We start from the raw sequence: 26884 nt of genomic DNA, 5'->3' as shown, positions 1-26884 counted from the left end.
CTCTGCGATAATTGCTCTAGCCCCGCTGCTGGCGGGCGGCGAGCGCGTCGCTGAAGCGCTTCTTCACTGGACCCAGAGCCTTGACGAACTCGAGCTGCTCTCCCTCTGGGCCCTTGCAATAAATCAGCTCCCAGCCTTCCGAGAGGCCCTGCGTGATGCGATTGGTGTTCGCCTCCATCGGGGCGGCGCGGCGCTGCTGCTCTGATGTCACGGTGATCACACGATTGGCCCGCACCTGGGTCATGCCGCGGCGCGCCGATTCTGCCTCCAGGTCGTGGATGAACTTGTTGAAGTCGACGTCATCCCTCACATAGAAGCAGATGTGCATGGAGCGCGGAAACGCCGGGCTCATGTGGTCGCGCGCTTCTGCGAAGCTGTCGCCGCTGCCCGATGGCTGGCCAGCGTCGCGATACTGCAGAAGCTCGATCACGACGTTGTCGAACTGGACGAAGCGTACGTCCAAGCGTTGTGTGCCTCCCCTGAGATCGGGAACCCCGATCGTGCGCGGGTTGACATGGCGTTCGCGCGCTTCGATTTCCTGATCGGTCAAAAGCGTGTTGTGGATCGGTTCACCCTGGAAATCTCCGTCGCGGAAAATCTCGGTGCCGCCGAGCACTTCGGTGTAGAACTCGAAGGCGCGATTCATGTTTTGCACGGTCACGCCGAAATGCTGAACGCCTTGCAGCCGCGCGCCGAGTGGCGCGGAATCGCGAGCAACCGAAGCGGGGCGCGGAGCGCCTTGGGCATTTGCAGCCGCCGGGTTGGTTGCCGCCATTCCTGCCAGCATGGCCCCTGCCGTAAGGAGAACTTCCCGGCGTCCAATGCCGGTCGTCTCAAAGTCTGTCTCTTCGCTCATCTTCCGTCTCCATCGCTTAACCGACATGCGCGACGTAAAACTTGCTGGAGAACGGAGGGTTTTGCAGGTTAATTGAAGTAAATTCTGTCGTGGGTCGGTGTGCCACAATTCTGCATCCGCAAATCCCGACCCCACGGCTTCTCAAACCGCCTGCGACGCGCCATTGTGCCGCAGCATCAGCATCACCCTTGGAGCAGCATTACCATGTCGGACAAGGTCTCGCGTCGCCAGTTTGCCAAGCTGGCGGGATTGTCCGCGGCCGGAATGGCAAATCCTCTGGAGGCAGCCGACGCCAGGCCGGCATCGCCGCCGCGCAGCGGCAGCGGTTTCCCGGCGGGCTTTGTCTGGGGCACGGCGACCTCGTCCTATCAAGTCGAGGGCGCGGTCAACGAGGACGGGCGAGGGGCCTCGATCTGGGACAAGTTCGTGCGCATCCCCGGCAAGATCGAGGACGGCACCAATGGTGACCGCGCCAATGAGCACTATCACCGCTACAAGGAGGATATCGCGCTCATCAAGGCGCTCGGCTGCAAGGCCTATCGTTTCTCGGTGGCCTGGCCGCGGCTGTTTCCGGACGGCGACGGCAAGCCCAATCCGAAGGGGCTCGACTTCTACAACCGGCTCATCGACGAGCTCTTGAAGAACGGCATCGAGCCGTGGCTGACGCTCTATCATTGGGACCTGCCGCAATCGCTGCAGGATCGTTTCGGCGGCTGGCGCTCGACGGAAACCTGCAAGATCTTCGGCGACTACGCCGCCTACGTCGCCGAGCATCTGACCGATCGCGTCAAAAACGTGTTCACGCTGAACGAGAGCGGCCGCTTCGTCTATTTCGGTTACGGCATCGGCATCGATGCGCCGGGCGTGACGCTGCCGCAAGCCGAGGTCAACCAGATCAGGCACAACAGCGCGCTCGCGCACGGGATCGCGGTGCAGGCGGTGCGCGCCCATGGCCGCCGCGGCACCAGAGTGGGGCCGGCCGAGAACATCGATGCCTGCGCGCCCGCGATCGACACGCCGGAGAACGTGCGTGCCGCCGAGATCGCACTGCGCGAGATGAATGCCGGCTATCTCAACGTCATCATGACGGGCCGCTACACCGACGCCTTCCTGAAATTCGCCGGCCCCAACGCGCCGAAATATACCGATGCGGAGTTGAAGATCATCTCCTCTCCGGTCGATTTCCTCGGCCTCAACATCTACGCGCCGCAGAACTATGTGGTGGCGTCCGACCAGGGCGCGGGCTTCATGCCGCTGCCGATCCCGAAATCGTTCCCGCACATGAACTCGGACTGGCTGCGCGTCGGGCCGGAGACGCTCTATTGGGTGCCGAAGCTGGCGGCAAAGATCTGGAAGACGGATGCGATCTATATCAGCGAGAACGGCGCCTCCGGCGACGACGTCGTCACGCCGGACGGCAAGATCTACGACACCGACCGCATCATGTATCTGCGCAACTATCTCGCCCAGCTCCAGCGCGCCACCGCCGAGGGCGTGCCCGTGCGCGGCTATTTCCTCTGGAGCCTGATGGACAATTTCGAGTGGGTGTACGGCCTCAACAAGCGTTTCGGGCTGTACCACGTCAATTTCGACACCCAGGTCCGCACGCCGAAACTCAGCGCCAGCTTCTATCGCAACGTGATCGCGAAGAACGCGGCGGGGGCGTGATGTCTTCGCCTCTCCCCGCGCGGGGAGAGGCCGGATTTTACGCGGAGCGGAAAATCCGGGTGAGGGGGAGCCTCCGCGAGTCCGTCTGTCACCGTTCTTGCCGAGGCAGCCCCTCACCCCAACCCTCTCAGGGCGAGCGTAGCTTGTCCCGACCCCGTAAGAACGGGGAGAAAGAGTGCAGCAGCCGCGCATTGACTCCCTTCTCCCCCTGATTCAAAACCATCCGCAACAACCCACAACAAGAGGACAACGCCAATGGCTGACGCGCTGATCATCGATGCCTGCCGGACCCCGCGCGGCGTCGGCAAGGCCGGCAAGGGCGCGCTTTCGGGCATTCATCCGCAGCAGCTCGGCGCCACCGTGCTGCGCGCGCTCGCGGATCGGACCGGCATCAACACCGCGGATGTCGACGACATCGTGTGGGGCTGCAGCGCGCAGGTCGCAACGCAAAGCGGCGATCTCGGGCGGATGTCGGCGCTCGATGCCGGCTATGACGTGCGCGCCAGCGCCGTGACGCTCGACCGGTTCTGTGGAAGCGGCATCACCAGCGTCAACATGGCGGCATCCTCGATCATGGCGGGCGCGGAAGACCTCGTCATCGCCGGCGGCTGCGAGATGATGTCGATGGAAGGACGCCGCGGCGGCGGCCCGATGATGATGGACGGCGGCAATCTGCGCCTGCGCGCGCGGCATCCGCAATCGCATCAGGGCGTCTGCGCGGATGCGATTGCGACGCTCGAAGGCATCACGCGAAGGGATGTCGACGCGCTCGGACTGGAGAGCCAGAAGCGCGCAGCGTATGCCATGGCGAACGGCCACTTCGACAAGAGCCTCGTGCCCGTCCATCGCGAAGACGGCAGTCTGGCGCTCGACCACGAGGAATATCCGCGGCCGCAGACCACGATGGAGGGCCTCGGCAGCTTGAAGCCGGCCTTCCCGGCGATCGCCGACTATGCGCTCGACGACAAGGGCACGACCTATCGCGGCCTGATCCTGCAGCAATATCCGGACCTGAAGATCGACTTCGTGCACCACGCCGGCAACTCGTCCGGTGTCGTCGACGGCGCCGCCGCGATCCTGTTGGCCTCGCCCGCTTACGCCAAAGCGCATGGCCTTAAAGCCCGCGCCCGTGTCGTCGCGATGGCCAATATGGGGGACTCGCCGACCCTGATGCTGAATGCGCCGGTGCCGGCCACGCGCAAGGTGCTGGCGAAGGCGGGGTTGACCGTCGACGACATCGACCTGTTCGAGATCAACGAGGCGTTTGCGGTGGTTGCGGAAAAATATATCCGCGACCTCAAGCTCGATCGCGCCAGGGTCAACGTCAATGGCGGCTCGATCGCGCTCGGCCATCCCATCGGCGCCACCGGCTCGATCCTGATCGGCACCGTGCTCGACGAGCTCGAACGGCGCGACCTCAAGCGTGGTCTCGTCACCATGTGCGCCGCTGGCGGCATGGCGCCGGCCATCATCATCGAGCGCATCTAGCGCGAGCGAAGCTCGCCGCGCCCCTGTGGGAATAGGGTGAGGGAGCGGGTGAGACGTCCCAACGCGACGATCTAGCCTTATTTTCTAGGGCGAAACGCGCTCCTCCGCGCACAAAGAGGCACCTCGTCGCTTGTCGAAAGCGGCGAATCAGCTTTAGCAAGGTTGCGTGCGGGCCTTTGAAACAAGGTAAAATCCGCTGCCCGAGGCTTCTCCCGCTCCGGAAGTAGCTAAAAAGCAGGGTTTTTTGCCGCTGAGGGCCAAAAAAGCCCGTAAAACCGCGACAAAACTGTGCAGAAGGCTATAGGCCTTCGCCGGTTGGTCTAATATGCAACCGGCAACGAATCAGAGGAGACACGATGCCAACCCAAATGTCCAAATCGCAGTTGATCGAAAAGATTGCGACCGCCACCGAGCTTTCCAAGCGCGACGTCAAGAACGTCATGGAGACGCTGACCGACGTCGGTCACAAGGAGCTCAAGAAGAACGGCCTGTTCCTGGTGCCGGGCTTCGCCAAGTTCGTGGTCATCAAGAAGCCCGCGACCAAGGCGCGCAAGGGCACCAACCCGTTCACGGGTGAAGAGATGATGTTCAAGGCCAAGCCGGCCCGCAAGATCGTCCGCGCCCGCCCGGTCAAGGCGGCCAAGGACGCCGTGGGCTAACAACGCAAAGGCCCCCTCGGGTCGGAGGGGGCCTTTTGATTGGGGCAGCCGCGAGGGCCTGAGACGGAGGGCTCAACCCTTGCGGCGCTTCACCCGGACCGGAATGGGTTGAAGCTGCCGCCCGGCCGGCGCCAGCCCATCGCGAACCCGGTCGATCGCGCGATCGAGCAACTGGCGCAGCCGCTGTGTCGTCCGCGATCTCTTCGCTTTCTCCAGCAGTTTCTTCATCGCAGTCACTCCGCCGCTTCGACCTTGACCTCGGCCGGCTCGAGCGCCGCGGCGATGGCTTCGTCGACGCGCTCCAGCCAGATGAATTCGAGGTTGTCCCGCGCGCTCTTCGGGATGTCGTCATAGTCCCGCTTGTTGCGCGCCGGCAGCATCACCCGCTTCAGGCCCGCCGCCGCGGCCGCCACCACCTTCTCCTTGATCCCGCCGACCGGCAGCACCAGGCCGCGTAGCGAGATCTCGCCGGTCATCGCGGTGTCGCTGCGCACCGTGCGGTTGGTGAGCAGGGAGGTCAGCGCCGTGAACATCGCAACGCCCGCACTCGGTCCGTCCTTCGGGGTTGCGCCCGCCGGAACGTGAACGTGGATGTCGCTCTTCTCGAACACCGACTGATCGATGCCGAGCTGCGTGGCCTTGCTCTTCACCAGCGTCAGCGCAGCCTGCACGCTCTCGCGCATGACCTCACCGAGCTGGCCGGTCAGGATCATGCCGCCCCGGCCGGGCACTCGCGAAGCCTCGATGAACAGGATGTCGCCGCCAACAGGCGTCCAGGCAAGGCCGGTGGCCACGCCCGGAATGCTGGTGCGCTGCGCGATCTCGCCTTCGAAGCGCGGCTGGCCGAGCACGGTGGCGATGTCCTTCGCTCCCACCACGATCTTCACGGCGGTGCCCTCGGCGACCTGCACCGCGGCATGCCGGAACAGCTTGCCGATCTCGCGCTCGAGGTTACGCACGCCGGCCTCGCGGGTGTAGCCCTTGACCACCAGCTTCAGCGCCTCCGGCTCGATCTCGGCCTGCTCGGCGGTCAAGCCGTTGGCCTCGAGCTGACGCCGTACCAGATAGCGCTTCGCGATCTCCAGCTTCTCCTCTTCGGTGTAGCCGGCGAGGCTGATCAGCTCCATGCGATCCAGCAGCGGACCCGGGATCTGGTCCAGCATGTTGGCGGTCGCGATGAACACCACGCGCGACAGGTCGAAGGGCACGCCCAGGTAATTGTCCCGGAACGTCCCGTTCTGCTCGGGGTCGAGCACCTCCAGCATGGCGGCTGACGGATCGCCCTGCACGCCACGGCCCATCTTGTCGATCTCGTCCAGCATCATGACGCAGTTCCGGCTGCCAGCCTTCTTGATGCCCTGGATGATGTTGCCGGGCAGCGCGCCGATATAGGTGCGCCGGTGACCGCGGATCTCGGCTTCGTCATGCACGCCGCCAAGGCTGACGCGCACGAAGGGGCGATCCATCGCGCGTGCGATGGACTGGCCGAGCGAGGTCTTGCCGACGCCGGGCGGACCGACGAAGCACAGGATCGGCGCCTTGCCCTGCGGGGCGAGCTTGCGCACCGCCAGATATTCGATGATCCGGCCTTTGATCTTGTCCAGGCCGAAGTGATCAGCGTCGAGGATGGCTCGCGCTTCCTTGATGTCGATCGGCTTCTCCGCGGGCAGCGCCCAGGGCAGCTCGATCAGCCAGTCGAGATAGGTGCGGACCATGCCGGCTTCGCCGGCGGCCTCCGGCATGCGCTCGTAGCGGCGCAGCTCCTTCCTGGCGTGCGCGTCCGCCTCCGGCGGCATGTTGGCCTTGGCGATGGCAGACGTCAGCTCGGCGACCTCGGCCGCCTTGCCATCGCCTTCGCCGAGCTGGCGCTGGATGGTCGCCATCTGCTCGCGCAGGATCGCCTCGCGCTGCCGCTCGTCGAAGCTGGCGCGGGTCTTCTGACCGATTTCGTTGCTGATGCGCAGCACCTCCAGCCGCTCGGCCAGATGCTTGGACACCTTCTCGACGCGCAAGGCGAGGTCGATGGTCTCCAGCACCTCCTGCTTGTCCTGGGGCTTGATGTCCATGAACGAGGTCGCCAGATCCGCCAGCGCGCCGGGCGCGGTGGTGCCCTGGAACATCGCGGCGAGCTCGGGCGGCGCCTGCGGCAGCAGCTCGATCGCCTCGATCGCCTGGCGCTGCAGGTTCAGCGCGCGCGCCTCGATCTCCGGCGACGTCGTGGTCGGCTCCGGAATCTGCTGGATGCGCGCGGCCGGGAACGGCGTCCCCGGCAGGAAGTCGAGGATGCGCGCACGCTGCACGCCCTGGCAGACGATGTGATGGGTGCCGTCGGGCGCGGTGATGTAGCGCACGATGTTGGCGATGGTCGCGACCCGGTAGAGGTCGTCCGGCGTGGGATCGTCGACTTCGGGATTGCGCTGCAGGACGATGCCGATAGGCCGCTGCTCGCGCAGCGCTTGTTGCGCCGCCGCGATCGATTTCGGTCGCGCGATCGCGATCGGCCCGATCGCGCCGGGAAACAGCACCATGTCGCGTACGGCGACGATGATCAGCGCGTCTTCGGGGATCTTCACGTCGTTATTGGTCTGTTCGTTGTTCATCTGTTCGGTGGCCATGATCGACCTCAGGATTTGGCGAGGCGTAGCGCGACGCAGCCGTCCATCACGAAGCGGCTGATGGCGTAGCGGCCGAGGGGCAATGCAATGCGGCGCTCAAAACGCCCCTGCGGCAGCTCGAGCCGGTGGATGCGGGCGTTGCGAAGCTCCGGCGGAAGCGTGCGCTGGCCGGAGACGACGAGCACGCCGTCGTGAATCACCGTCTCGACATTGTCCGGATTGACGCCGGGAAGCGCGACCAGGATCAGCAGCTCATGCTCGGTTTCGAGCACGTCGATCGGCGGCTCCCAGCAGGCTTCCTGGCGGCCGAACTGCTGGCGCAGCCGGTCGGCGCGCGTCAGCTGGTCCAGGGCTTCGGACAGCATCCAGTCGAGGGGATTTTTGGGTTGCATGATGCGGGCTCAGGGGTGGGAAAGCCTGCATATGGGGCTGGTTCCCGGGAAATCCAGTGCAGTGGCGCTGACGTGCCATGCGCCGTCGTGCGATCGCAAAAGCAAACGCCGCGGCTTTGGCCCAAAATGCAAACGCCGCGGCTTTGGCCGCGGCGTTCTGTCATGGAGCGGGCACCGCGTTAGGCCGCGGCGCGGTAATCTTCTTCCGCCTCGAGGTTGATCACGGACGTCGCCAGCTCGGTCAGCGTATGGTCGGTCGCCTCTTCTTCCTCCAGCGTCGCCTGAAGCAGCCTTGCTGCGTCCTGCATGCCGAGCTCCTCGGCCCAGGTGCGCAGGGTGCCATAGCGGGAGATCTCATAGTGCTCGACCGACTGGGCGGCCGCGAGCAGCCCCGCATCGAGCGCAGGTGCGCCCTTGAACTCCTTCATGATCTCGGCGCCCTCGTCGGTAATGCCGTTGATGGCCTCGCAGGGCTTGCCGCGTGCCGGCTTGCCCAGCATCTTGAAGATCTGGTCCAGACGCTTGACCTGGCCCTGGGTCTCACGCAGGTGCTTGTTGAAAGCGGCCGCCAGATCCTTCGATTGCGCGGCCTTGGCCATCTTCGGCAGCGTCTTGATGATCTTGTTCTCGGCGAAATAGATGTCCTTCAGCGTTTCCAGAAACAGGTCGCTGAGCATTTTCGGCGCCTGACGCGGTCGGCGCGCGGCGGTCTTCTTGGGTGCGCGTTTCTTCGCTCGTTTAGCCATATGTCCTCCTCTTGAGGTGACACGGGAAGGCATCTCCTTCCCCAATCCTCAGGCGTTCAAAGCCGGTTGGAGAACGAAAGTTCCAAACTGCAACCGGCGCGCGCGGCAACCGTTCAGGTCGGGCGCTTGTAGGGATCTTCCTGGCGCTGCCGTGCCTCGGTATTGCGATCGAGCTGCGCCCGCTCGCTGCGCCTGAGGTGGCCGGCCTTCATCACGCCATAGACGAGGACCCCGCCGAGCACGAAGGCTCCGATGAACCAGAGCCAGAGCAGGTTGGCCGAGAGCTGGCCGAGAAGCATTCCGATTCCACTGTCGCTCATTGTCGCCTCCAGTGATTTCCAAAGCGGCTTTGCTGGGCTAAGTCAGCCCGGCAGCCATCGTTCCAGCGTCCAAGGATCCCACCGACACATGCTCGACTTCGCCCTGTCCGCCTTCGTGACGCTGCTGCTGGTGGTCGACCCGGTCGGCCTTGCGCCGGCCTTCCTGGCCGCGACGGGGGGCATGCCCGACAAGGTCAAACGAACCATCGCGCTGCGCGCGCCGCTGATCGCGGCCTCGATTCTGGTGGTGATCGCGCTGGTCGGAAACTGGCTGCTGCGCCAGCTCGGGATCGGGATCCCCGCCTTCCAGATCGCCGGCGGGCTGCTGCTGTTCGGCGTGTCCTACCAGATGATCTTCGGCGATCGTCCGCATCGCGAGGCCCGCGAGGCCGACAAGGCGACGTCCGAGCACGCCTCCGATGTCGCGGTGTTTCCCCTGGCCATCCCCATGATGGCCGGCCCCGGCGCGATTGCGACCACGCTGCTGCTTTCGGGCGATGCCGGCTATGGGGCGAGACTCGCGGTGATCATCGCGGTCGTCCTCTCGGTCTGCCTGCTCTGCATGCTGTGCTTCGTCTCGGCACATTTGATCGCGACGACCCTCGGACGCACCGGAAATGCGGTGCTGTCGCGCGTCCTCGGCATGCTGCTCGCGGCCTATTCCGTGCAGTTCGTGATCAACGGGATTGCGGCCGTCCGCTTGAGCCTGTCATAGGGCTGCGACAATCTGTGAATTCGTTGATTTTGCCGTCGATTTCGTGGTCTGGCAGGAGAGGCGACAAGGTGGCACCGGATCCGGGCCGCTTTCGCTTGCACTGCCATGTTGCTTTGACGTACTTCCGGTCTAACAAGACCATCGATCAGGAAATCGGGATGTCGATGACAGCGGACGAGCCCGCCAAGAGACAGGCCATCATCGACGCCTGCAGGCGCATGAACGCGCTCGGCATCAACCAGGGCACCTCGGGCAATATCTCTGTCCGGCATGTGGACGGGCTCCTGGTCACGCCGACCAGCGTGCCCTATGAGGCCATGACGCCGGACCAGATCGTCTTCATGGCCATGGACGGCACACATGCGCCCGATCAGAAGCCGTCGAGCGAATGGCGCTTTCATCGCGACATCCTGAAGTCGAGGGGTGACGTCAACGCCGTCGTGCACGCCCATCCGACCTATTGCACCATCCTGGCGATCATGGGCATGGAGATTCCGCCGGTGCACTACATGATCGCGGCGGCCGGCGGCGACAGCATCCGCTGCGCGCCCTATGCGACGTTCGGAACCGTGGAGCTGTCCGAACATGCGGTGCAGGCGCTGGAGGGGCGGCTTGCCTGCCTGCTGGACCATCACGGCATGATCGCGATTGGCAAGACGCTGGACAAGGCGATGTGGCTCGCCGTCGAGGTGGAAACGCTGGCGCGGCAATATCACGGTTGCCTCCAGATCGGACAGCCGCCGCTGCTCCCCAGCGCCGAGATCGAGCGGGTCCGCCAGCGCATGGCCGGCTACGGCCTGTCGGAAGGGTAGGGCAGGCAGAAGGTGTTCGTGCGGATCAGGCATCTCGTGGATCGCAAGGGGACGAACCGCACCATGGTTCGGCTGCGCGCCCTCTTGCGCAGCAACGAGTTCTACCTGATCCCGCTGGCGCTGGTGATCGGCACGCTGGCCGGCGCGGTGGTGACGCTGATGGCGCATATCGCGCAGATCGCGCACGTGGTGATCTATGGAATTCCCGTCGATGTCCACTTGTCGGCCCACGCGAGCGTCAGCCCGTGGGCGGCACTGATCGCGCCGGCGCTGGGTGGGCTTTCGCTTGGCATCATGGAGTGGTCGCGGCGTCGGATGAAGATTTCGAATGCGGTCGATCCGATCGAGGCGAACGCGCTGCGCGGCGGCAATCTGTCGATGCGGGACAGCGTCATCGTGTCGAGCCAGACGCTGATCTCCAACGGCTGCGGCGCCTCGGTCGGCCTCGAGGCGGGCTATACCCAGATCGGCTCGGGGATCGCCTCGCTGTTCGGCAAGTTCTTCAATCTGCGCCGCAACGATCTTCGCCTGATGGTCGGCTGCGGCGCGGCGGCTGCGATCGCGGCGGCGTTCGGCGCGCCGATCACCGGGGCCTTCTATGCCTGTGAGTTGATCGTCGGCGTCTATTCGGTCGGCAGCGCCGCCCCGATCCTGGCAGCCTCGCTCGCCGGCGCGCTGACCGCGCAATGGCTCGGCGGCGCGCCATACTCGCTGGAGATACCCAAGGTCAGCGCCGTCGGCGTCGAGCAATATCTGGCCCTGATCGGACTTGCGCTCATCACCAGCGGCGTCGGCATCGCCGTGATGCGCTCCTCGCCGATGTTCGAGCGCCTGTTCGCCTGGCTGCCGATCTGGCTCCGGCCGGTGATCGGCGGCCTCATCGTCGGCGGCTTTGCCATCGTGACGCCGCAGGTGCTGGCGGCCGGCCATGGCGCCATGGTGCTCGATCTCTTTCACGACATGACGATCGGCCTGATCGCGCTGATCATCGCCCTGAAGGTGACGGCCTGCCTGGTCTCGCTCGCCTCCGGCTTCCGCGGCGGTCTGTTCTTCGCCTCGCTGTTCGTCGGCAGCCTGATCGGAAAGTTCTTTGCCGCGGTGCTGCTCTTGATCAGCCCGAACTTCGCGATCGATCCGCTGGTGGCGATGCTGACGGGCATGGCGACGCTTGGTGTCGCCATCGTCGGCGGCCCCCTGACCATGTCGTTCCTGGTGCTCGAGATGACCCGCAACGTCGACGTCACCGCCGTGGTGCTCGCCGGCTGCATCGTCACCTCGATCTGCGTCCGCTTCATGTTCGGCCACTCCTTCTCGACCTGGCGCCTGCATCTGCGCGGCGAGACCATCCGCAGCGCCAACGACGTCGGCTGGCTGCGCAATCTCACCGTCGAGCGGCTGATGCGCTCCGACGTCGGCAAGGTGCCCTCGACCACGACGATCGCCGCGGTCCGCCGCGAGTTCGCGCTGGGATCGCGGCCCGGTATCGTCATCGTCAACAATTCCGACGAATATGTAGGCCTGGTCCTGCTGCCGGACCTGTTCTCCAGCGACCTCGACACCATCGCCGACGACATCCAGGTGATCGAACTCGCCCGCCTGATCGACATCGTGCTGATCCCGGAAATGAACGTGAAGTCGGCGATGGCGGTGTTCGACGAGGCCGAAGCCGAGATGCTGGCGGTGGTGGATTCCACCGACAGCCGCAAGGTGGTCGGTTTCCTCACCGAAAACTTCGCCCGCCGCCGCTATGTCGAGGAGATCGACAAGGCGACGCGCGGCGTGCTTGGTGCGCTGTCGTAGGCGCCTTCTAGTGGCCTGGTTGAGGCGGGGCTGCGACGAGGAGCGTCACGATCCGCCGCACCATCGGCAGCACCACCAGCAGCGTCGGAAAGGCGACCAGCCAGGACAGCGCCCAGGCGCCCGGCCAGGTCGCGAGGAACGCCGGCGTCGCCCCTAAGCTCCGGAGCGTCGAAATGACCGACACCACGGCCGTCATGAGGATGGACAGCACGAACGGCATCACGATCGGCGCATAGCGCGCCGGCAGTTTGCGAACCACAATCATCTGATTTCTCTTGGAAAAGGACGCGTCGATCACGTTGAACCCTGCAAATGGCATCGATCCCGACGGCGTCGGTTGATGCGTTGGTTCACGTGAAACGCTTACGGCGACCGAAAAACGGCGCGGCTGTTCATTATCCGCTCAGGTTCGATGGTTCAAGCTGCGAGTTGGTCGTTCGGTTTACAATCGTTCAAAGCGTGGCAGATTGCCGCGAACATGAAACCATCTCAACGGTTTGCGCATTGAATCCGGTTTGCACATCCCTACGTTTGGCAAGAGCATCGGCAAGATTATAGGAAGGTCAAAATGACTGTGAGACCCATGATTTCCGCAGCCGGCCGCAACATGGTGCTGGCCGCGTTCGCAAGCCTGGCATTGGTCGCAACCTCCGCATCGCCCTCGGCTGCGGCGTCCCCCGGGGCGGTGTCTGGAAAGCCCGTCACGGCAGGGCAGGGCTCCTCCGACGTCACCGATTTCAGCGCCCGGCGGCGCCACTATTATCGGCGCGGGTCGAACGCCGCAGGCCTCGCCTTCATGGGCGCCGCGGCGGGGATCATCGGCGGGGTGATCGCCGAGCAGCGGCGCCGCGACTACTACGAGAACCGCTATTATTATGGTTCGCGTCCCTACTACGGCGGTCCCGGCTATTATGGCGGTCAAGGCTATTACGGCGGCGGCAGTCCGTTCTATTACGATCCGGGCTACTGAGCGGCTGTTTTCAACGCGGCCCGGATTGGGTTGCGCGAAAAGGGCGGTACTTTGTGCCGCCCTTTTTTGATGCGTCGGTACCCTCGTAGCCCGGATGAAGCGACTTGTCCGCCATAGCTCGAAGAGCGACGGCGGAAGCGCAATCCGGGTCCGCCCGCCCGGCATCTCGCACCGTCCCGGATTACGCTGGCGCTCCATCCGGGCTACGCGATCGTGCCTGTGTCGCCCTCTGTCAATCCATGCGCGCGAAAATATTCCACTTTACCGAAATTCGGTTTCGGCGTATGTGTTTGCCCATCCCGGCTCACCCAAGAGGGGCGACTATGTGGTCGTCACTGTCGCGAGCCGGGCTTGCGGTGGACGCGGCAGCGTCGGCACGAGAGGCGCGGGCAGGGCGGGTAGTCCCTGTGAGCCCGAGGCTTCGTGCGGATGAGCGGCGCTGTTCAGTTCGTCTCGTCACATTCTTCCGGCAACGTCGACAAGGCCGGGAGATAATGTGGTGACCAGCGAATGCGCGTACGGCAAAACCGTGTGGTCCTGGCCGTCGTTGCTACGGTCAAGCTGTTCGAAGATGCGCGCGAGCCCAACCGGGTGGACGGCATCATCCAATTCGAACGGCGAGGGAGGCCAGAAGGAATGGTCGGCTCCCGGGAGATCACGGCATAAGCCGTCCAACCACCGCGCAGGGAAGGCCGAGTGATCGGCACCACCTGTATGCTGCTGTGCGGTTCTTCCTGCGTGTGCATTTCGCGCAGCGGACCGCGGGTGCGAGCCAGCACCCGGCCTTCCCTGCGCCCTCTTGGCTTTATGAGGGTGGAGTGACCAAGCAAAGCTCGGGCGAATTGCGCCGCGAGGACGAAGAGGCGTGTCTGCGAGCTGAGCTACGTGCCACAAACTCGATCTCGTAGGGTGGGCAAAGCGCAGCGTGCCCACGCCTTGTCGCTTATGGACGGAGATCGTGGGCACGGCGCAAGTGCGCCTTTGCCCACCCTACGGCACCGCCGCTGGGATGTGCACTGGAGCATCGCAATGACATGTGGAGACAGCGTGCGCCCGCTCCGCGTCGTACCGTGTCGCCATCTGGATCCGAGCTATGCGCAGCAGCGGCAAGACGCGCTGCGGCTTGTCCGGGACACGGCTAAATATTCGGCAATCGCGCCCTCCGGCGCCGATGGACTTGCCCGCTCCAATCCGGTTCAATGGGCCAATCGAGCTTTCAGGCGACAATGATGTCGAGATATCTGCTGGTTCTGCTGCTGGCGTCACCGGCGGCCGCGCAAGTCAAGTTGGCGCCGAAGACCGCGGCCGGACATCCCGATCCCTGTGCCCCGATCGGGCGTACCGCGGACGGCAAGCTGGTCTACTCCATGAAATGCGAGACCCTGCCGGCACCGCCTCCGACGCCGCGGGCGGAACTGAAGGAAGCCCCTCCGCCGGCCGCCGAGCCGGAACCGGAGACGCGGCGGAGCGGCATTTTCGGCTGGTCCTACGACCGCAGGTGATGCGTCCGCGCCCCTTGCGCGAAACTGTCGGGAGTGCTCTTTGCTTGAAAATTATCCGTGGGGCCACCGGCCCCGATCCAGAGAGATGAGATGAGCAAACTCGTTATCCGTGCCGGCGACTTCACCTTCGATGCCCGTTTCGAGGAGCAACTGGCACCCAAGACCGTCGCCGCCTTCCGCAAGGCACTGCCGTTCGAAAGCCACATCATCCATGTGCGCTGGAGCGGCGAAGGCGTGTGGATGCCGCTCGGCGATCTCGATTTCGGCGTCGGCTACGAGAACCACACCAGCTATCCCGCGCCGGGCCAGATCATCCTCTATCCCGGCGGCATCAGCGAGACCGAGATCCTGCTGGCCTATGGCGGTGTTCACTTCGCCAGCAAGATGGGCCAGCTCGCCGGCAACCACTTCATCACGCTGACCTCGGGCCTGGAGAATCTGGCGACGCTGGGCAAGAGCGTGCTGTGGAAGGGCGCGCTGCCGATCCGCTTCGAGGAAGTCTGAGTGGCTGACACACGCTACCCGCGCGATCTCCGCGGTTACGGCCGCAACCCGCCGCACCCCGAGTGGCCCGGCAACGCGCGAGTCGCGGTGCAGTTCGTCGTCAATTTCGAGGAAGGCGGCGAGAACAACATCCTGCACGGCGACCGCGCCTCGGAAGCGTTCCTGTCCGACGTGCTCGGCGCGCAGCCCTGGCCGGGCCAGCGCCACGCCAATATCGAATCGATGTTCGAATATGGCTCGCGCGCCGGCTTCTGGCGGCTGTGGCGGATGTTCACCGCACGCAACTGGCCGACCACCGTGTTCGGTGTCGCCACCGCGCTGAAGCGCAACCCCGAAATCGTCGCCGCCATGAAGGAGGCGGGCTGGGATATCGCCAGCCACAGCCTGAAATGGATCGAGCACAAGGACATGACCGAGGCGCAGGAGCGCGCCGAGATCGCGGAAGCGATCCGCGTCCACACTGAGGCCACCGGATCGCGGCCGCTCGGCTGGTACACCGGGCGGTCCTCGATCAACACCAACCGTTTGCTGATGGAGGAGGGCGGCTTCCTCTATCTCTGCGACTCCTATGCCGACGATCTGCCCTATTGGGTCAAGAGCGCGGGCGGCAAGCAGCTCATCATTCCCTATACGCTAGACGCCAACGACATGCGCTTCATCAACCCGCAAGGCTTTGCCGAGGGCGAGCAGTTCTTCACCTATCTGAAGGACGCCTTCGACGTGCTCTATGCGGAGGGCGAAACCGCGCCGAAGATGATGTCGGTAGGTCTGCACTGCCGTCTCGCCGGCCGGCCCGGCCGCGCTGCGGGCCTGATGCGCTTCCTCGATTATATCGGCAAGCACGAACGCGTCTGGGTGCCGACGCGTTTGCAGATCGCCCAGCACTGGCACGACAAGCATGCTCATCTTGCGGCCGACGCATTCGAGATCGGTTGAAGGACGATGTCGCAGATCTCGCTCGCCGATCTCAATGCCGCAAGCAAGGCCGACTTCGTCGCGGCGCTCGCCAATGTCGTCGAATATTCGCCGTGGATCGCCGAGCAGCTCGCCGACAAGCGGCCGTTCGCCGGCGTCAACCAGTTGCACGCAGCGCTGATGGCGGCGATCCAGAGTGCCGAACCCGACGCGCAACTGGCGCTGATCCGGGCGCATCCCGATCTCGCCAGTAAGACCCAGCGCGCGGCGGGGCTGACGGCGGAATCGACCGACGAGCAGAACAGCGCCGGCCTCGACCGGTTGTCGGATGCGGAATACGCGGCGTTCGAGCGCGTCAACAGCGCCTATCGGGACAAGTTCGGTTTCCCCTATATCGTCTGCGTGCGTCGTCACACCCGGGATTCCGTGCTGCGCGACTTCGAGACGCGATTACGCAATATCGCCAAGACCGAGACGCGGCGCGCGATCGAGGAGATCGGCCGCATCTCCGCGCTGCGGCTGGATCAGCTCGTCATGGCCGACGACAGGCTGAAGGTGCACGGCCGGCTCTCGACTCATGTGCTGGACAACCACGTCGGCAAGCCGGCGTCCGGTATCCCGGTCGAGCTCGTCGAGCTCGCGAGTCTCGGCGAGAGCCGTGTAATCGCGCGCGCGGTCACCAATGCGGACGGCCGCACCGATCAGCCGCTGATCGGCGGCCGTCCGCTGCCGATCGGCCGCTATGAGCTCAAATTCAGCATTGCCAGATACTACGCCGAGCGCAACGTGCCGCTGTCGGATCCGCCGTTCCTCGACGAGATCCCGCTGCGCTTTGCCGTCAGCGAGCCAGAGGGGCACTATCACGTGCCGCTGTTGGTCACGCCATGGAGCTATTCGACCTATCGCGGCAGCTAAATGCAAGGCGCGCTCTTCACCTCGCCCCGCTTGCGGGGCGAGGGAGAACGGCGTCGCCGTGGTCGAGCTATCGTGTCCCAGTGGAGTCGCCAAACTTGTCGAGCAGCGCCGGAAACAGCCGGTCCGGCTTGAACGGTGGCGCGGTGAAGCGGATGCCGGTGGCATTCGCGATCGCGTTGCCGAGCGCGGCTGCGACCGGATTGTACGGGCTCTCGCTCATCGACTTCGCGCCCAACGGACCGATCGTGTCGGACGTCTCGGCGAAGAACACGTCGGTGCGCGGGACGTCGGCGAACGAAGGCAGGTGGTAATCGCGGAATTTCGGGTTGGTGACCCGGCCGGTCGCGTCGATCACCATCTCCTCGTAGAGCGCGGCGCCGAGCGCCTGCGCGACGCCGCCTTCGACCTGACCGCGGCACTGCATCGGATTGGCAACGATGCCGGCGTCCGCGGCGTGCACGCTCCGGAGTATCCTGAGCTCGCCGGTGGCCTTGTTCACGGCGATGCGAAAACCCTGGACGTTGAAGCCGACCGAGCGCGGCGTGCCGGTGGAATTGCCGCTACCTGCGAACGGCTGTCCGTGCTCGCGCGCGAGCTTCGCCAGCTCCGTAAACGGCATGCGCCGGACGCCGCTGACGACGGCATTGTCCTCGAGCACGCAGCTCCCGATGTCACAGAGCCACGCGCCGGCGGCGGCCGCCTTCAGCTCGGTCGCGAGCTGAATGGAAGCCGCATGCGTCGCCTTGCCGGCGACGAACATGCCCGCGCTGCCATAGGCGCCGGTGTCGTGGCCGCCATGGGCGGTGTCGGACTGGCGCAAGCGGATCCGGTCGACGGTGGTCGCCAGCGTGGTCGCGGCGATCTGCCGGTGCACGGTGCTGGTGCCGTTGCCGAATTCGGCGGTGCCGACGCTGAGATCGAAGCCGCCGTCGTCGTTGAGCGTAATCGTCGCGTCGGCGAGGTGGCCCGCCGGCGGCACGGTGTCGATCATGGTCAGCGCGACGCCGTCGCCGATCAGCCAGTCCGGCGACAGGTCCGGCTGCGGGCCGTCAGCCTGCATCGCGCGCTCGACGAGGTCGAGGCACTGGTCGAGACCGTAGGAGCCGTAAAGCACGTCGTGAAATTCGGACGGCGGCGGCGACAGCATGGGATCGCCGTCCCTCACGATGTTGCGCCGGCGCATCTCGTAGGGGTTGATGCCGAGCTGCTTGCCCAGCTCGTCGATCGCGGCCTCGATCGCGATCAACGTCTGCGGCAGGCCATAGCCGCGAAACGCACCCGCCGGCACCGTGTTGGTGTAGACGGCGTAGCCGTCGACCCGCTTGTTCGGGCAATTGTAGACTGCGATGGACTCCGACAGGGAGTGGAACATCACCGGGCCGGCGTGATTGCCGTAGGCGCCGGTGTTGGAGAGCACGTCGAGCTGGAGCGCGGTGAGCTTGCCGTCGGCATCTGCTCCGGCCTTGATGTGGACCCGCATCGGGTGCCGCGTCGAGGTCGCGATGAACTGCTCCTCGCGGGTGAGCTCCAGCTTCACCGGACGTCCCGTCTTGAGCGCAGCGAGCGCCAGAATGTCCTCGACGAACATCTCCTGCTTGCCGCCAAAGCCGCCGCCGACGCGCTCGCAGAACACGCGGACCTTGTCCATGGGAAGCTTGAAGATATCCGACAGCGCGCGCCGGGTCAGGAACGGCACCTGCGTCGAGGTGCGGACATTGAGCACGCCGGAAGTATCGAGCCAGGCGAGGCCGCCATGGGTCTCCAGCGCCGCATGCTGGACGCGATGACTGTGGAAGGTGGCCTCGTAGGTGACGGCAGATGTCGCGAGCGCCGCCGCGACGTCGCCGAACTCGCCATGTGTCTCCGCAGCGAGGTTGCGCTGGGCGTCGGCGATGCGGTTCGCGGTGGTGCGGTCGGGATGAATGATGGGCGCACCGGGCGCCATCGCCTGCTCCGGATCGATCAGCGCGGGCAAAATCTCATAATCGAGCTTCAGCCGGCGGCAGGCCTCCTCGGCGGCGGCCTCGCTCTCGGCGACGATGGCGGCGACCCTCTGGCCGATGAAGCGGACGACGTCGTCGAGAACGCGGGTGTCCTCGGGGTCCATCCAGTCCATCTCGTGCCGCGCGGTCGAGATCAGCATGGAAGGTGCGTCTTCATGCGTGAGCACCGCGTGCACGCCGGGAACCTTCAGCGCTTCCGACTTATCGATCGCGACGATCCTGGCGTGGGCATGCGGCGACCGCACCAGCTTGACGTGGAGCAGTCCGTCGATGGCAGTGTCGAAGGTGTAGCGCGCCTCGCCGCGCACGATGTCGGGGCCTGCGGGCGCCGGCAGGCTGCGGCCAAACGCGGCTCCGGCTTCGACGCTTGCCTCGACATTGGTGTTGCCGAGCAATGCGTCCTCGATCGAGCGATAGCCGGTGCAGCGGCAGATATTGCCCTTCAGCGCCGCGCCGAGATCGGTCCGCTGCGCCTGGTTCAGCGAGGCGCAGGTCAGGATCATGCCGGCGGTGCAGAAGCCGCATTGAAAGCCCTGCGCGTCGAGGAAGGCCTGCTGCATCGGATGCGTGCCGTGGTCTCCGCCCAGACCTTCGATCGTGGTGATGGCGCGTCCCTCGGCCCGGAACGCCGGGATCAGGCAGCTGTGCACCGGCTCGCCGTCGAGCAGCACGGTGCAAGCGCCGCAGTCACCGGCGTCGCAGCCCTTTTTCACCCCGAAATGGCCGAGCTCGCGCAGGAACGTGCGCAGGCACTGGCCGGCGCGCGGTTCCTGCGCAAACGGTTTGCCGTTGATCTCGAAGCTCATGACGGCATTGCCCCCAGCAACTCGCAGCGAACCTCTTCGGCGAGCCGCAATGTCATGTGCTTGCGCCAGAGCGGCTGGCCGTGGATGTCGGTGTGGTACAGGTCATCCGTGATCTGCTGTATGATGGCATCACGAAGTGCGCCCGCATCGGGCGGCTTGGCGAACGACAGCTGGATCGGCCGCGCCGTCGATGCGGTGACCGTCAGCGTCAGCGTGCCATCGGCATCGAGGCTGCCGATCAGGAGCGCCGCCGAGCGGCCGACCGGCGCCAGCGAGATCTGGCGATATGCCGTGCGGCGCTTCAGCGCGGCAATCGGAATATCGATCTGGCGAAGCAGGTCGCCCGGCGTCAGGCGATTGCGCTGGTTGCCGGTGACGAAGTCGACAACAGGAATCTTCTGCTCGCCGCCGCCGGCCTTCCAGATGGTGCAGACGCCGCCCAACGCTGCGGTGAGCGAGATCATCGGTCCCGCCGGCAGCGACATGCAGACATTGCCGCCGACGGTCGCGGTCTTCCAGACCTTGAACGAGGCAAGGAAGGCGCGGCAGCATTGGTTGATCAGCGGCGCGGCGAGCCAGTCGGACGGGCAGGCAAGTCCGTCGAGCTGCGCGACCGTGCAAGTGGCGGCGATGGAGAGATGGCTGTCTGTGATCGTCAGCGCCGGCCATTTCAAATCGGTCAGATCGATCAGCCGCTTCAGATGGACCTGCGGCTCCGAGAACAACCACGTGCCGCCCGCGAGCCAGGCGTCCCCTGCGGTCCAGGCCGGCAATTGTGTCCGTGTTTGCGGACGGGCCACTGTCGTGATGGTATTCAAATCCATGGCTGCGCCAAAGCTTCCGCCGGTGAATCGTGTCGATGATTCTTGCAAGACCGGAGCCAAGTCGCAACAAGCAAGTCGTGGCGCGAAGGTGATCGAGCCAGCGTTTACCTGGCTGGCCTGTCAGCGGGTATGAGGAGAATCGGGATCATGAGCGACACAAAGCCGATCTGGATCAGGGATCCCCTGGCCGTCCTCGCCGACGGTGCCGAGCGCGGAATCGTGGTCACCGACGGCCGCATCGTCGAGCTGGTGCCGGCCGGCGCCACGCCTGCGACCGCTGACGTCGCGGTGTTCGATGCGAGCGCACATGTCGTGCTGCCGGGCCTGATCAACACCCATCATCATTTCTACCAGACCCTGACCCGGGCGCTGCCGGCGGCGATGGATCGGGAGCTGTTCCCCTGGCTCAAGGCGCTCTATCCGGTGTGGGCGAGGCTGACGCCTGAGGCGGTCGAGCTCGGCGTCACCGTGGCGATGTCCGAGCTGTTGCTCTCGGGCTGCACCACCACGACGGATCATCACTACGTCTTCCCCGCGGGTCTCGAGGACGCCGTCGATATCGAGGTCGGCGTCGCAAGTCGTCTCGGCGTGCGGGTGCTGCTGACGCGCGGCTCGATGAACCTGTCGCAGCGGGACGGTGGCCTGCCGCCTGACAGCGTCGTGCAGGACGAGGACACGATCCTCGCCGACAGCGCGCGCGTGGTGGCGAGGCACCACCAGCGCGGCGCCGATGCGATGGTACAGATCGCGCTGGCGCCGTGCTCGCCGTTCTCGGTGACGACGTCGCTGATGCGCGCCACCGCCGATCTCGCCGACAAGCTGGATGTGCGCCTGCACACCCATCTCGCCGAGACCGAGGACGAGAACAAATTTTGCCAGCAGATGTATGGCTGCCGTCCACTCGACTATCTCGAGCAATGCGGCTGGCTCAATGCGCGGACCTGGCTCGCCCACGGCATATTTTTCAATGCCGACGAGATGAAGCGGCTGGGCAAGGCGAAGACGACCATCAGCCATTGCGCGTGCAGCAACCAGCTGCTGGCGTCCGGCTGCTGCCCGGTCTGCGAGATGGAGGAGGTCGGCGTCGGGATCGGGATCGGTGTCGACGGCTCGGCCTCGAACGACGGATCGAATCTGATGCAGGAGGTGCGGGCCGCGTTCCTGCTGCAACGGGCGCGTTATGGCGTGGCCAAGGTCAGCCACAAGGACGCGCTGCGCTGGGCCACCAAGGGGTCGGCAGCCTGCGTCGGCCGGCCGGAACTCGGAGAGATTGCGGTCGGCAAGGCTGCGGACCTCGCGCTGTTCAGGCTCGACGAATTGCGCTTCTCCGGCCATGGCGACCCCTTGGCCGCGCTGGTGCTGTGCGGGGCGCATCGGGCCGATCGGGTGATGGTGGGGGGACGATGGGCCGTGATCGACGGCGCGATCCCCGGCCTCGATGTGGCAGACCTCATCCGCCGTCACAGCTCGGCGGCGCGGCTCATGCGGATGGGATAAAAGAGGGGGCGACCACAAGTGCCGGGTGCTTCTGGCCACCCCCTCCGAACCTCCTCCGGGAGGAGCAGGTGATCTAGCCCAAGCAAGAAGCGTGCTACTTGCCCGGCAGCTTGTCGTCGATGCCTTTGACGTAGAAATTCATGCCGAGGATTTGGCCGTCGTCGAGGTGATCGCCGCCTTTGCACTCGACCGGCTTGCCGTCCTGCCCAACGATCGGGCACTTGAACGGATGCAGCTTGCCTGCAGTGATCGCGGCCTGGGCATCCTCGGCGAGCTTTTTCACCTCGTCGGGCATATTGGTGTAGGGCGCCATCGCGAACATGTGACTGTCGAGGCCGCCCCAGCTATCCTGGGACTTCCAGGTGCCGGCAAGCTCGGCCTTGACCCGCTCGATGTAATAGGGACCCCAGGTGTCGAGGATCGAGGTCAGCTGGGTCTTGGGCCCGAACTTGATCATCTCGGAGTCCTGGCCGAAGGCGAGCTTGCCGCGTTCGCTGGCGATCTGCATCGCGGCGGGCGAATCCGTGTGCTGCATGATGACGTCGGCGCCCTGGTCGATCAGCGCCTTGGCGGCGTCGGCCTCCTTGCCAGGGTCGAACCAGGTGTTGGCCCAGATGATCTTGACCTTGATGTCAGGCTTGATGGTCTGCGCCGCCAGGATCGTCGCGTTGATGCCGGAGACGACCTCCGGAATCGGGAACGAGCCGATATAGCCGAGCACGCCGGACTTCGACATCTTGGCCGCGATCAGCCCCTGGATGTAGCGGCCCTGATACCATCTGGCCGAGTAGGTCGACATGTTCGGATTGCGCTTGTAGCCGGTCGCGTGCTCGAAATGCACGTTCGGATATTTTTTCGCGACCTTCAGCGTCGGATCCATGTAACCGAACGAGGTCGTGAAAATCAGCTTGTTGCCGGCGCGGACGAGCTGCTCGATGGAGCGCTCGGCGTCCGGACCTTCTGGCACGTTCTCCAGATAGGTGGTCTCGATCTGGTCGCCCAGCTCCTTCACCAGCGCCTGCCGCGCCAGATCGTGCTGATAGGTCCAGCCCAAATCTCCGATCGGACCCAGATAGATGAAGCCGACCTTCAGCTTGTCGGCGGCGGAGACTGCACTGACGCTGCCGGCGAGCAGGAGTCCGGCGGCCAGCGCAAGAAGTGATTTCCTCATCATCGATCTCCAAACATCAGGGGAAAGCCACGATCCGCAACGTGCGCGCCCCATCGCGCGCGCCGCGGAAATGAAATTCAGCGGTCGGGCACGAACACGGTGCCGAGCGCGGCCGGTGCGGTCGAGCCGCCGCTGCGCGCGCGGGAGAGCAGGACCAGCACGATGATCGTCGCAAGATAAGGCAGCGCCGACATGAATTGCGAGGGAATGCCGATGCCCCAGCCCTGCGCATGCAATTGCAGGATCGTCACGGCCCCGAAGAGATAGGCGCCGATCACGAGCCGGCCCGGCCGCCAGGATGAGAACACCACCAGCGCCAGTGCGATCCAGCCGCGGCCCGCGGTCATGCCGGGAATGAAGAACGGCGTATAGGCGAGCGGCAGATAAGCGCCGGCAAGGCCGGCGCAGGCGCCGCCGAACATCACCGCGAAGGTGCGGATGCGCAGCACGGGATAGCCGAGCGCGTGCGCGGAGACGTGATTGTCGCCGCAGGCGCGCAGGATCAATCCCGCCCGCGTGCGGTACAGGAACCACCAGACGCCGACGACGAGTGCAATCGAGAAATAGACGAAGCCATCCTCGCCGAACAGCACGCGCCCGACCAGCGGGATGTCGGTGAGGCCCGGAATGGCGAGATGGACCACCGGCGTGATGCGCTCGCCGACGAAGCCGGCGCCGATCAGTCCGGACAGCCCGACGCCGAGGATGGTCAGTGCGAGTCCCGTCGCCACCTGGTTGACGGCGAGCCCGAGGGCCATCAATGCGAAGATCAGCGACATCATCGTGCCCGCGATGATGCCGAACAGCGCGCCGACGAAGACCGATCCGGTGAGCCAGGCGCCGGCAAAGCCGCAGGCCGCGCCAACGATCATCATGCCCTCGACGCCGAGATTGAGCACGCCGGAGCGCTCGGTCACGAGCTCTCCGGTCGCGGCGATCAGGAGCGGCGTGGACGCGGCGAGCACGGCCAGGATGATGGCTTCAATGAGTTCCACGGGCCACCTGACGGTTCGGGAAGCTCAGCTTGAAGCGATAGAGAATCAGGGAATCGCAGGCGAGCACGTAGAACAGCAGAATGCCCTGAAAGACCTTGGTGACATCCAATGGAATCTTCATCGCGATCTGCGCCTGCTCGCCGCCGATAAAAGTCAGCGCAAGGAAAAGGCCTGCAATTAATATTCCAAGCGGATTCAGCCGGCCGAGGAAGGCGACGATGATCGCAGTAAAGCCGTAGCCGGGTGAGATGCCGGGCTGGAGGTGACCGACCGGACCTGCCACCTCGATGATGCCGGCGAGCCCTGCGAGCGCGCCTGATATCGCGAAGGTCAGGATTATCAGTTGATCGGCGTTGAAGCCGCCGAACCGGGCCGCGCGGGGCGCTGCGCCGACGACACGAATCTCGAACCCCTTGATGGTTCGCCCGAGCAGGATTGCGGCCGCGGCGACGACTAGAAGCGCAATGATCGAGCCGAGATGCAGCCGGCCGCCCTCGATCAGCAATGGCACCCTCGCCACCGGATCGAACTCGGCCGTGGTCGGGAAGTTGAAGCCGTTGGGATCGCGCCAGGGGCCGCGCACGAGATAATCGAGGAAGAGGTCGGCGACATAGACCAGCATCAGGCTGGTCAGGATCTCGCTGGCGCCGAACTTCACCTTGCAGATCGCAGGGATCAGTGCATAGAGCGCGCCCGCAGCGGCAGCGAGGACGAGCATGACCGGCAGCACCCAGGCGCCGGCGTCGGTGCCTTGCGTCTTCACCGCGATCCAGCTTCCCGCAACCGCGCCGATCAGGAATTGACCTTCGGCGCCGATGTTCCAGGCATTGGCGAGATAGCACAGTGACAGGCCGATCGCGATCATCACCAGCGGCGTCGCCTTCACCGCGATCTCCTGCAGCGAATAGCCGTCCGTCAGTGGCGCGATGAAGTAGGCATGCAGCGCGAGCAGCGGATTCTTGCCGAGGATCGCGAACAGGATGATCATGGTCACGACCGTGAGGCCGATCGCGATCAGCGGCGAGACCAGCGCGATCGTGCCCGAGCGCTCGGCGCGCTTCTCAAGCACCAATTGCATGCGCGACCTCCTTTGGCTCGAGGCTGCTGCCGCCCATGAGAAGGCCGAGCTTTTCGCGCGTTGCCTCGCGGGTCGCGAGCGGTGCCGACAGCTTGCCGTGGAACATCACGGCGATGCGGTCGGCGATCTCGGCGAGTTCGTCGAGATCCTGGCTTGTCACGAGCACGGCGGCGCCCGCGGTCGCCAGATCAAGCAGCGCCTGGCGAATGACGGCGGCGGCGCCGGCATCGACACCCCAGGTCGGCTGGCTCACCACCAGCACAGCGGGGTTGCGCAGGATCTCGCGTCCCACAATGAACTTCTGCAGATTGCCGCCGGAGAGGGATGCGGCTTCCGGATCGCGCTTGGCCTTGCGGACGTCGAATGTCTCGGTCGCGCGGTCGACGGTCTTCAGCGTGGCCGCGGTATTGATGAAGCCGCGATGGACCATGCCGCTCGCGGCATGTCCGGTGAGCAGCGCGTTCTCCGAGAGCTTCATGCGCGGCGCGGTGCCATGGCCGAGCCGGTCTTCGGGAACGAAAGCTGCTCCGAGCCTGCGTCGCTGCGTGATGGAGAGATGGCCGGCGGCAATGCCTTCGATCACCACGTTACCGGGGTCCTTCGACAACCGCTCGCCGGACAGCGCGGCGAACAACTCCTCCTGGCCGTTGCCGGCGACGCCGGCGATGCCCAGGATCTCGCCGCCCTTCAGCTCGAACGAGATGTGCTCGAGCCGGACCCCATGCGGCTCGCTCGGCGCGAGCGAAAGATCGTTGACGACGAGCCGCGGCACGGTGGTTGTCCGGCCGGATGCCGCCTTCACTTCCTTGATCTCACCGCCGACCATCATGCGCGCCAGCGAAGCGGCGGTGTCGCGCCGGGGATTGCAGGTCTCGACCTTCCTGCCGCCACGCAGGATCGTGGCGGTGTCGCAGAGCCGCTTCACCTCCTCGAGCTTGTGGCTGATGTAGAGGATGGCGCGGCCTTCGGCCTTGAGCCGCTCCAGCACGATGAACAGCTGATCGGCTTCCTGCGGCGTCAGGACGGCGGTGGGCTCGTCCAGGATCAGGAATTTCGGATCCTGCATCAGCGCCCGGACGATCTCGATGCGCTGGCGCTCGCCGACCGACAATTGCCAGACCTCGCGTTCGGGATCGAGCGGAAGGCCGTAAGTCTTCGACACCTGCTCCAGTCGCGCCGACATGTCCTTGAAGGATTCCCGTCCGTCGAGGCCGAGCGCGACGTTCTCGGCGACGGTGAGATTGTCGAACAGCGAGAAGTGCTGGAACACCATGCCGATGCCAAGGCTGCGTGCTTCCGAAGGACCGGACAGCAGGATTCGTCGACCCTGCCAGCGAATCTCGCCGGCGCTCGGCTGGATCAGCCCGTAGATCGCCTTGACCAGCGTCGACTTGCCGGCGCCGTTCTCGCCGAGCAGCGCGTGGATCTCGCCTGGCCAAATATCGATGTCGATGGAATCATTGGCGAGGAAATCGCCATAGCGTTTGGTGAGTCCGATCGTCCGCAGCAGCGGGGACTCGCCGGAATTCAGGCCGTCAGGTGTCGAATCCAACATTCGCTGATGCGCTTGCATGGTGAAATGCCCCAATAGTGGGCCAGTTTGAACCCCGGCGTAAGGTGGGAAAATGCGTCA

General features: G+C 65.1%; 25 protein-coding genes. 12 read left to right on the top strand and 13 right to left on the bottom strand.

The features are described 5' to 3' along the window. Positions 1-16: 16 nt before the first annotated feature. A complete protein-coding gene (locus GGD62_RS09525; RefSeq protein WP_183708166.1) occupies positions 17-856 on the bottom strand; it encodes a VOC family protein in 840 nt (279 codons plus the stop codon). Between the two features lie 204 nt (positions 857-1060). On the opposite strand from GGD62_RS09525, the gene GGD62_RS09520 reads away from it, so the two are divergent. From GGD62_RS09520 to GGD62_RS09510, 3 genes are all read left to right on the top strand, one after another. Further along, on the top strand, positions 1061-2524 hold the full coding sequence (locus GGD62_RS09520; protein WP_183708164.1) for a GH1 family beta-glucosidase: 1464 nt from the start codon (positions 1061-1063) through the stop codon (positions 2522-2524). A 255-nt stretch (positions 2525-2779) separates the two neighbouring features. Next, positions 2780-4012: an acetyl-CoA C-acetyltransferase gene (locus GGD62_RS09515; RefSeq protein ID WP_183708163.1), complete on the top strand. Its 1233-nt coding sequence runs from the start codon at positions 2780-2782 to the stop codon at positions 4010-4012. Between the two features lie 356 nt (positions 4013-4368). Then, complete coding sequence (locus tag GGD62_RS09510) at positions 4369-4671, top strand: HU family DNA-binding protein (protein ID WP_018320691.1); 303 nt, start codon at positions 4369-4371, stop codon at positions 4669-4671. A 72-nt stretch (positions 4672-4743) separates the two neighbouring features. Here the strand turns inward: GGD62_RS09510 and GGD62_RS09505 are convergent, their stop codons facing one another. The 5 genes from GGD62_RS09505 to GGD62_RS09485 form a co-directional block, all read right to left on the bottom strand. Then, positions 4744-4899: a hypothetical protein gene (locus tag GGD62_RS09505; protein WP_177237443.1), complete on the bottom strand. Its 156-nt coding sequence runs from the start codon at positions 4897-4899 to the stop codon at positions 4744-4746. Between the two features lie 5 nt (positions 4900-4904). After that, complete coding sequence (gene lon / locus GGD62_RS09500) at positions 4905-7286, bottom strand: endopeptidase La (protein ID WP_183708161.1); 2382 nt, start codon at positions 7284-7286, stop codon at positions 4905-4907. An 8-nt stretch (positions 7287-7294) separates the two neighbouring features. Further along, positions 7295-7678 carry an Hsp20/alpha crystallin family protein gene (locus tag GGD62_RS09495; RefSeq protein WP_018320688.1) on the bottom strand — a complete coding sequence of 128 codons (384 nt, stop codon included), beginning with the start codon at positions 7676-7678 and terminating at the stop codon, positions 7295-7297. A 179-nt stretch (positions 7679-7857) separates the two neighbouring features. Then, on the bottom strand, positions 7858-8424 hold the full coding sequence (locus GGD62_RS09490) for a ferritin-like domain-containing protein (protein WP_092261794.1): 567 nt from the start codon (positions 8422-8424) through the stop codon (positions 7858-7860). 113 nt (positions 8425-8537) lie between these two features. Beyond that, a complete protein-coding gene (locus GGD62_RS09485) occupies positions 8538-8744 on the bottom strand; it encodes a hypothetical protein (protein WP_018320686.1) in 207 nt (68 codons plus the stop codon). An 88-nt stretch (positions 8745-8832) separates the two neighbouring features. Here GGD62_RS09485 and GGD62_RS09480 point away from each other — a divergent pair, with 88 nt between their 5' ends. The 3 genes from GGD62_RS09480 to GGD62_RS09470 all read left to right on the top strand — a co-directional run bounded on the left by GGD62_RS09480 (position 8833) and on the right by GGD62_RS09470 (position 12071). Beyond that, entirely contained in the window at positions 8833-9459 is a 627-nt protein-coding gene (locus GGD62_RS09480; protein WP_018320685.1) for a MarC family protein, read from the top strand. Between the two features lie 158 nt (positions 9460-9617). Next, positions 9618-10271, top strand: coding sequence for a class II aldolase/adducin family protein (locus GGD62_RS09475; protein ID WP_183708160.1), 654 nt, complete (start codon positions 9618-9620; stop codon positions 10269-10271). A 12-nt stretch (positions 10272-10283) separates the two neighbouring features. Next, positions 10284-12071 (top strand): chloride channel protein, encoded by a 1788-nt coding sequence (locus GGD62_RS09470; RefSeq protein ID WP_018320683.1) that lies wholly within the window; start codon positions 10284-10286, stop codon positions 12069-12071. 7 nt (positions 12072-12078) lie between these two features. Here the strand turns inward: GGD62_RS09470 and GGD62_RS09465 are convergent, their stop codons facing one another. Next, on the bottom strand, positions 12079-12336 hold the full coding sequence (locus GGD62_RS09465; protein ID WP_183708158.1) for a DUF2798 domain-containing protein: 258 nt from the start codon (positions 12334-12336) through the stop codon (positions 12079-12081). 303 nt (positions 12337-12639) lie between these two features. Here GGD62_RS09465 and GGD62_RS09460 point away from each other — a divergent pair, with 303 nt between their 5' ends. The 5 genes from GGD62_RS09460 to uraD all read left to right on the top strand — a co-directional run bounded on the left by GGD62_RS09460 (position 12640) and on the right by uraD (position 16877). Beyond that, a complete protein-coding gene (locus tag GGD62_RS09460; RefSeq protein WP_092261791.1) occupies positions 12640-13041 on the top strand; it encodes a hypothetical protein in 402 nt (133 codons plus the stop codon). 1229 nt (positions 13042-14270) lie between these two features. Then, positions 14271-14543, top strand: coding sequence for a hypothetical protein (locus GGD62_RS09455; RefSeq protein WP_183708156.1), 273 nt, complete (start codon positions 14271-14273; stop codon positions 14541-14543). Between the two features lie 90 nt (positions 14544-14633). After that, entirely contained in the window at positions 14634-15047 is a 414-nt protein-coding gene (locus GGD62_RS09450) for a DUF3830 family protein (protein WP_014493672.1), read from the top strand. Continuing rightward, entirely contained in the window at positions 15048-15983 is a 936-nt protein-coding gene (gene puuE / locus GGD62_RS09445) for an allantoinase PuuE (protein ID WP_092261790.1), read from the top strand. Positions 15984-15989: 6 nt separating this feature from the next. Beyond that, entirely contained in the window at positions 15990-16877 is an 888-nt protein-coding gene (gene uraD, locus GGD62_RS09440; protein ID WP_183235319.1) for a 2-oxo-4-hydroxy-4-carboxy-5-ureidoimidazoline decarboxylase, read from the top strand. Positions 16878-16944: 67 nt separating this feature from the next. Here the strand turns inward: uraD and GGD62_RS09435 are convergent, their stop codons facing one another. Beyond that, a complete protein-coding gene (locus GGD62_RS09435; RefSeq protein WP_183708154.1) occupies positions 16945-19686 on the bottom strand; it encodes a molybdopterin cofactor-binding domain-containing protein in 2742 nt (913 codons plus the stop codon). Continuing rightward, on the bottom strand, positions 19683-20510 hold the full coding sequence (locus GGD62_RS09430) for an FAD binding domain-containing protein (protein WP_183708152.1): 828 nt from the start codon (positions 20508-20510) through the stop codon (positions 19683-19685). Before GGD62_RS09430 ends, GGD62_RS09435 begins: the two co-directional genes overlap by 4 nt. A gap of 147 nt (positions 20511-20657) precedes the next feature. On the opposite strand from GGD62_RS09430, the gene GGD62_RS09425 reads away from it, so the two are divergent. After that, positions 20658-22007 (top strand): 8-oxoguanine deaminase, encoded by a 1350-nt coding sequence (locus GGD62_RS09425; RefSeq protein ID WP_183708150.1) that lies wholly within the window; start codon positions 20658-20660, stop codon positions 22005-22007. 94 nt (positions 22008-22101) lie between these two features. Here GGD62_RS09425 and GGD62_RS09420 read toward each other — a convergent pair whose 3' ends face one another. The 4 genes from GGD62_RS09420 to GGD62_RS09405 all read right to left on the bottom strand — a co-directional run bounded on the left by GGD62_RS09420 (position 22102) and on the right by GGD62_RS09405 (position 26824). Continuing rightward, positions 22102-23178 carry a BMP family ABC transporter substrate-binding protein gene (locus GGD62_RS09420; protein WP_183708147.1) on the bottom strand — a complete coding sequence of 359 codons (1077 nt, stop codon included), beginning with the start codon at positions 23176-23178 and terminating at the stop codon, positions 22102-22104. 77 nt (positions 23179-23255) lie between these two features. Further along, positions 23256-24173, bottom strand: coding sequence for an ABC transporter permease (locus GGD62_RS09415; RefSeq protein WP_183708145.1), 918 nt, complete (start codon positions 24171-24173; stop codon positions 23256-23258). Then, the gene (locus GGD62_RS09410; protein ID WP_183708143.1) at positions 24160-25251 is read right to left on the bottom strand and encodes an ABC transporter permease; all 1092 of its coding nucleotides are present in this window, start codon (positions 25249-25251) and stop codon (positions 24160-24162) included. The genes GGD62_RS09415 and GGD62_RS09410 overlap by 14 nt, the downstream gene beginning before the upstream one ends. Continuing rightward, positions 25235-26824 (bottom strand): ABC transporter ATP-binding protein, encoded by a 1590-nt coding sequence (locus GGD62_RS09405; protein WP_409333937.1) that lies wholly within the window; start codon positions 26822-26824, stop codon positions 25235-25237. Before GGD62_RS09405 ends, GGD62_RS09410 begins: the two co-directional genes overlap by 17 nt. Positions 26825-26884 lie beyond the last annotated feature (60 nt).

The sequence above is a fragment of the Bradyrhizobium sp. ERR14 genome (assembly GCF_014198235.1).
GTDB lineage: Bacteria > Pseudomonadota > Alphaproteobacteria > Rhizobiales > Xanthobacteraceae > Bradyrhizobium.
The sequence above is the reverse complement of the archived record's forward strand: the minus strand, read 5'-3'. Positions and strand labels throughout refer to the sequence as shown.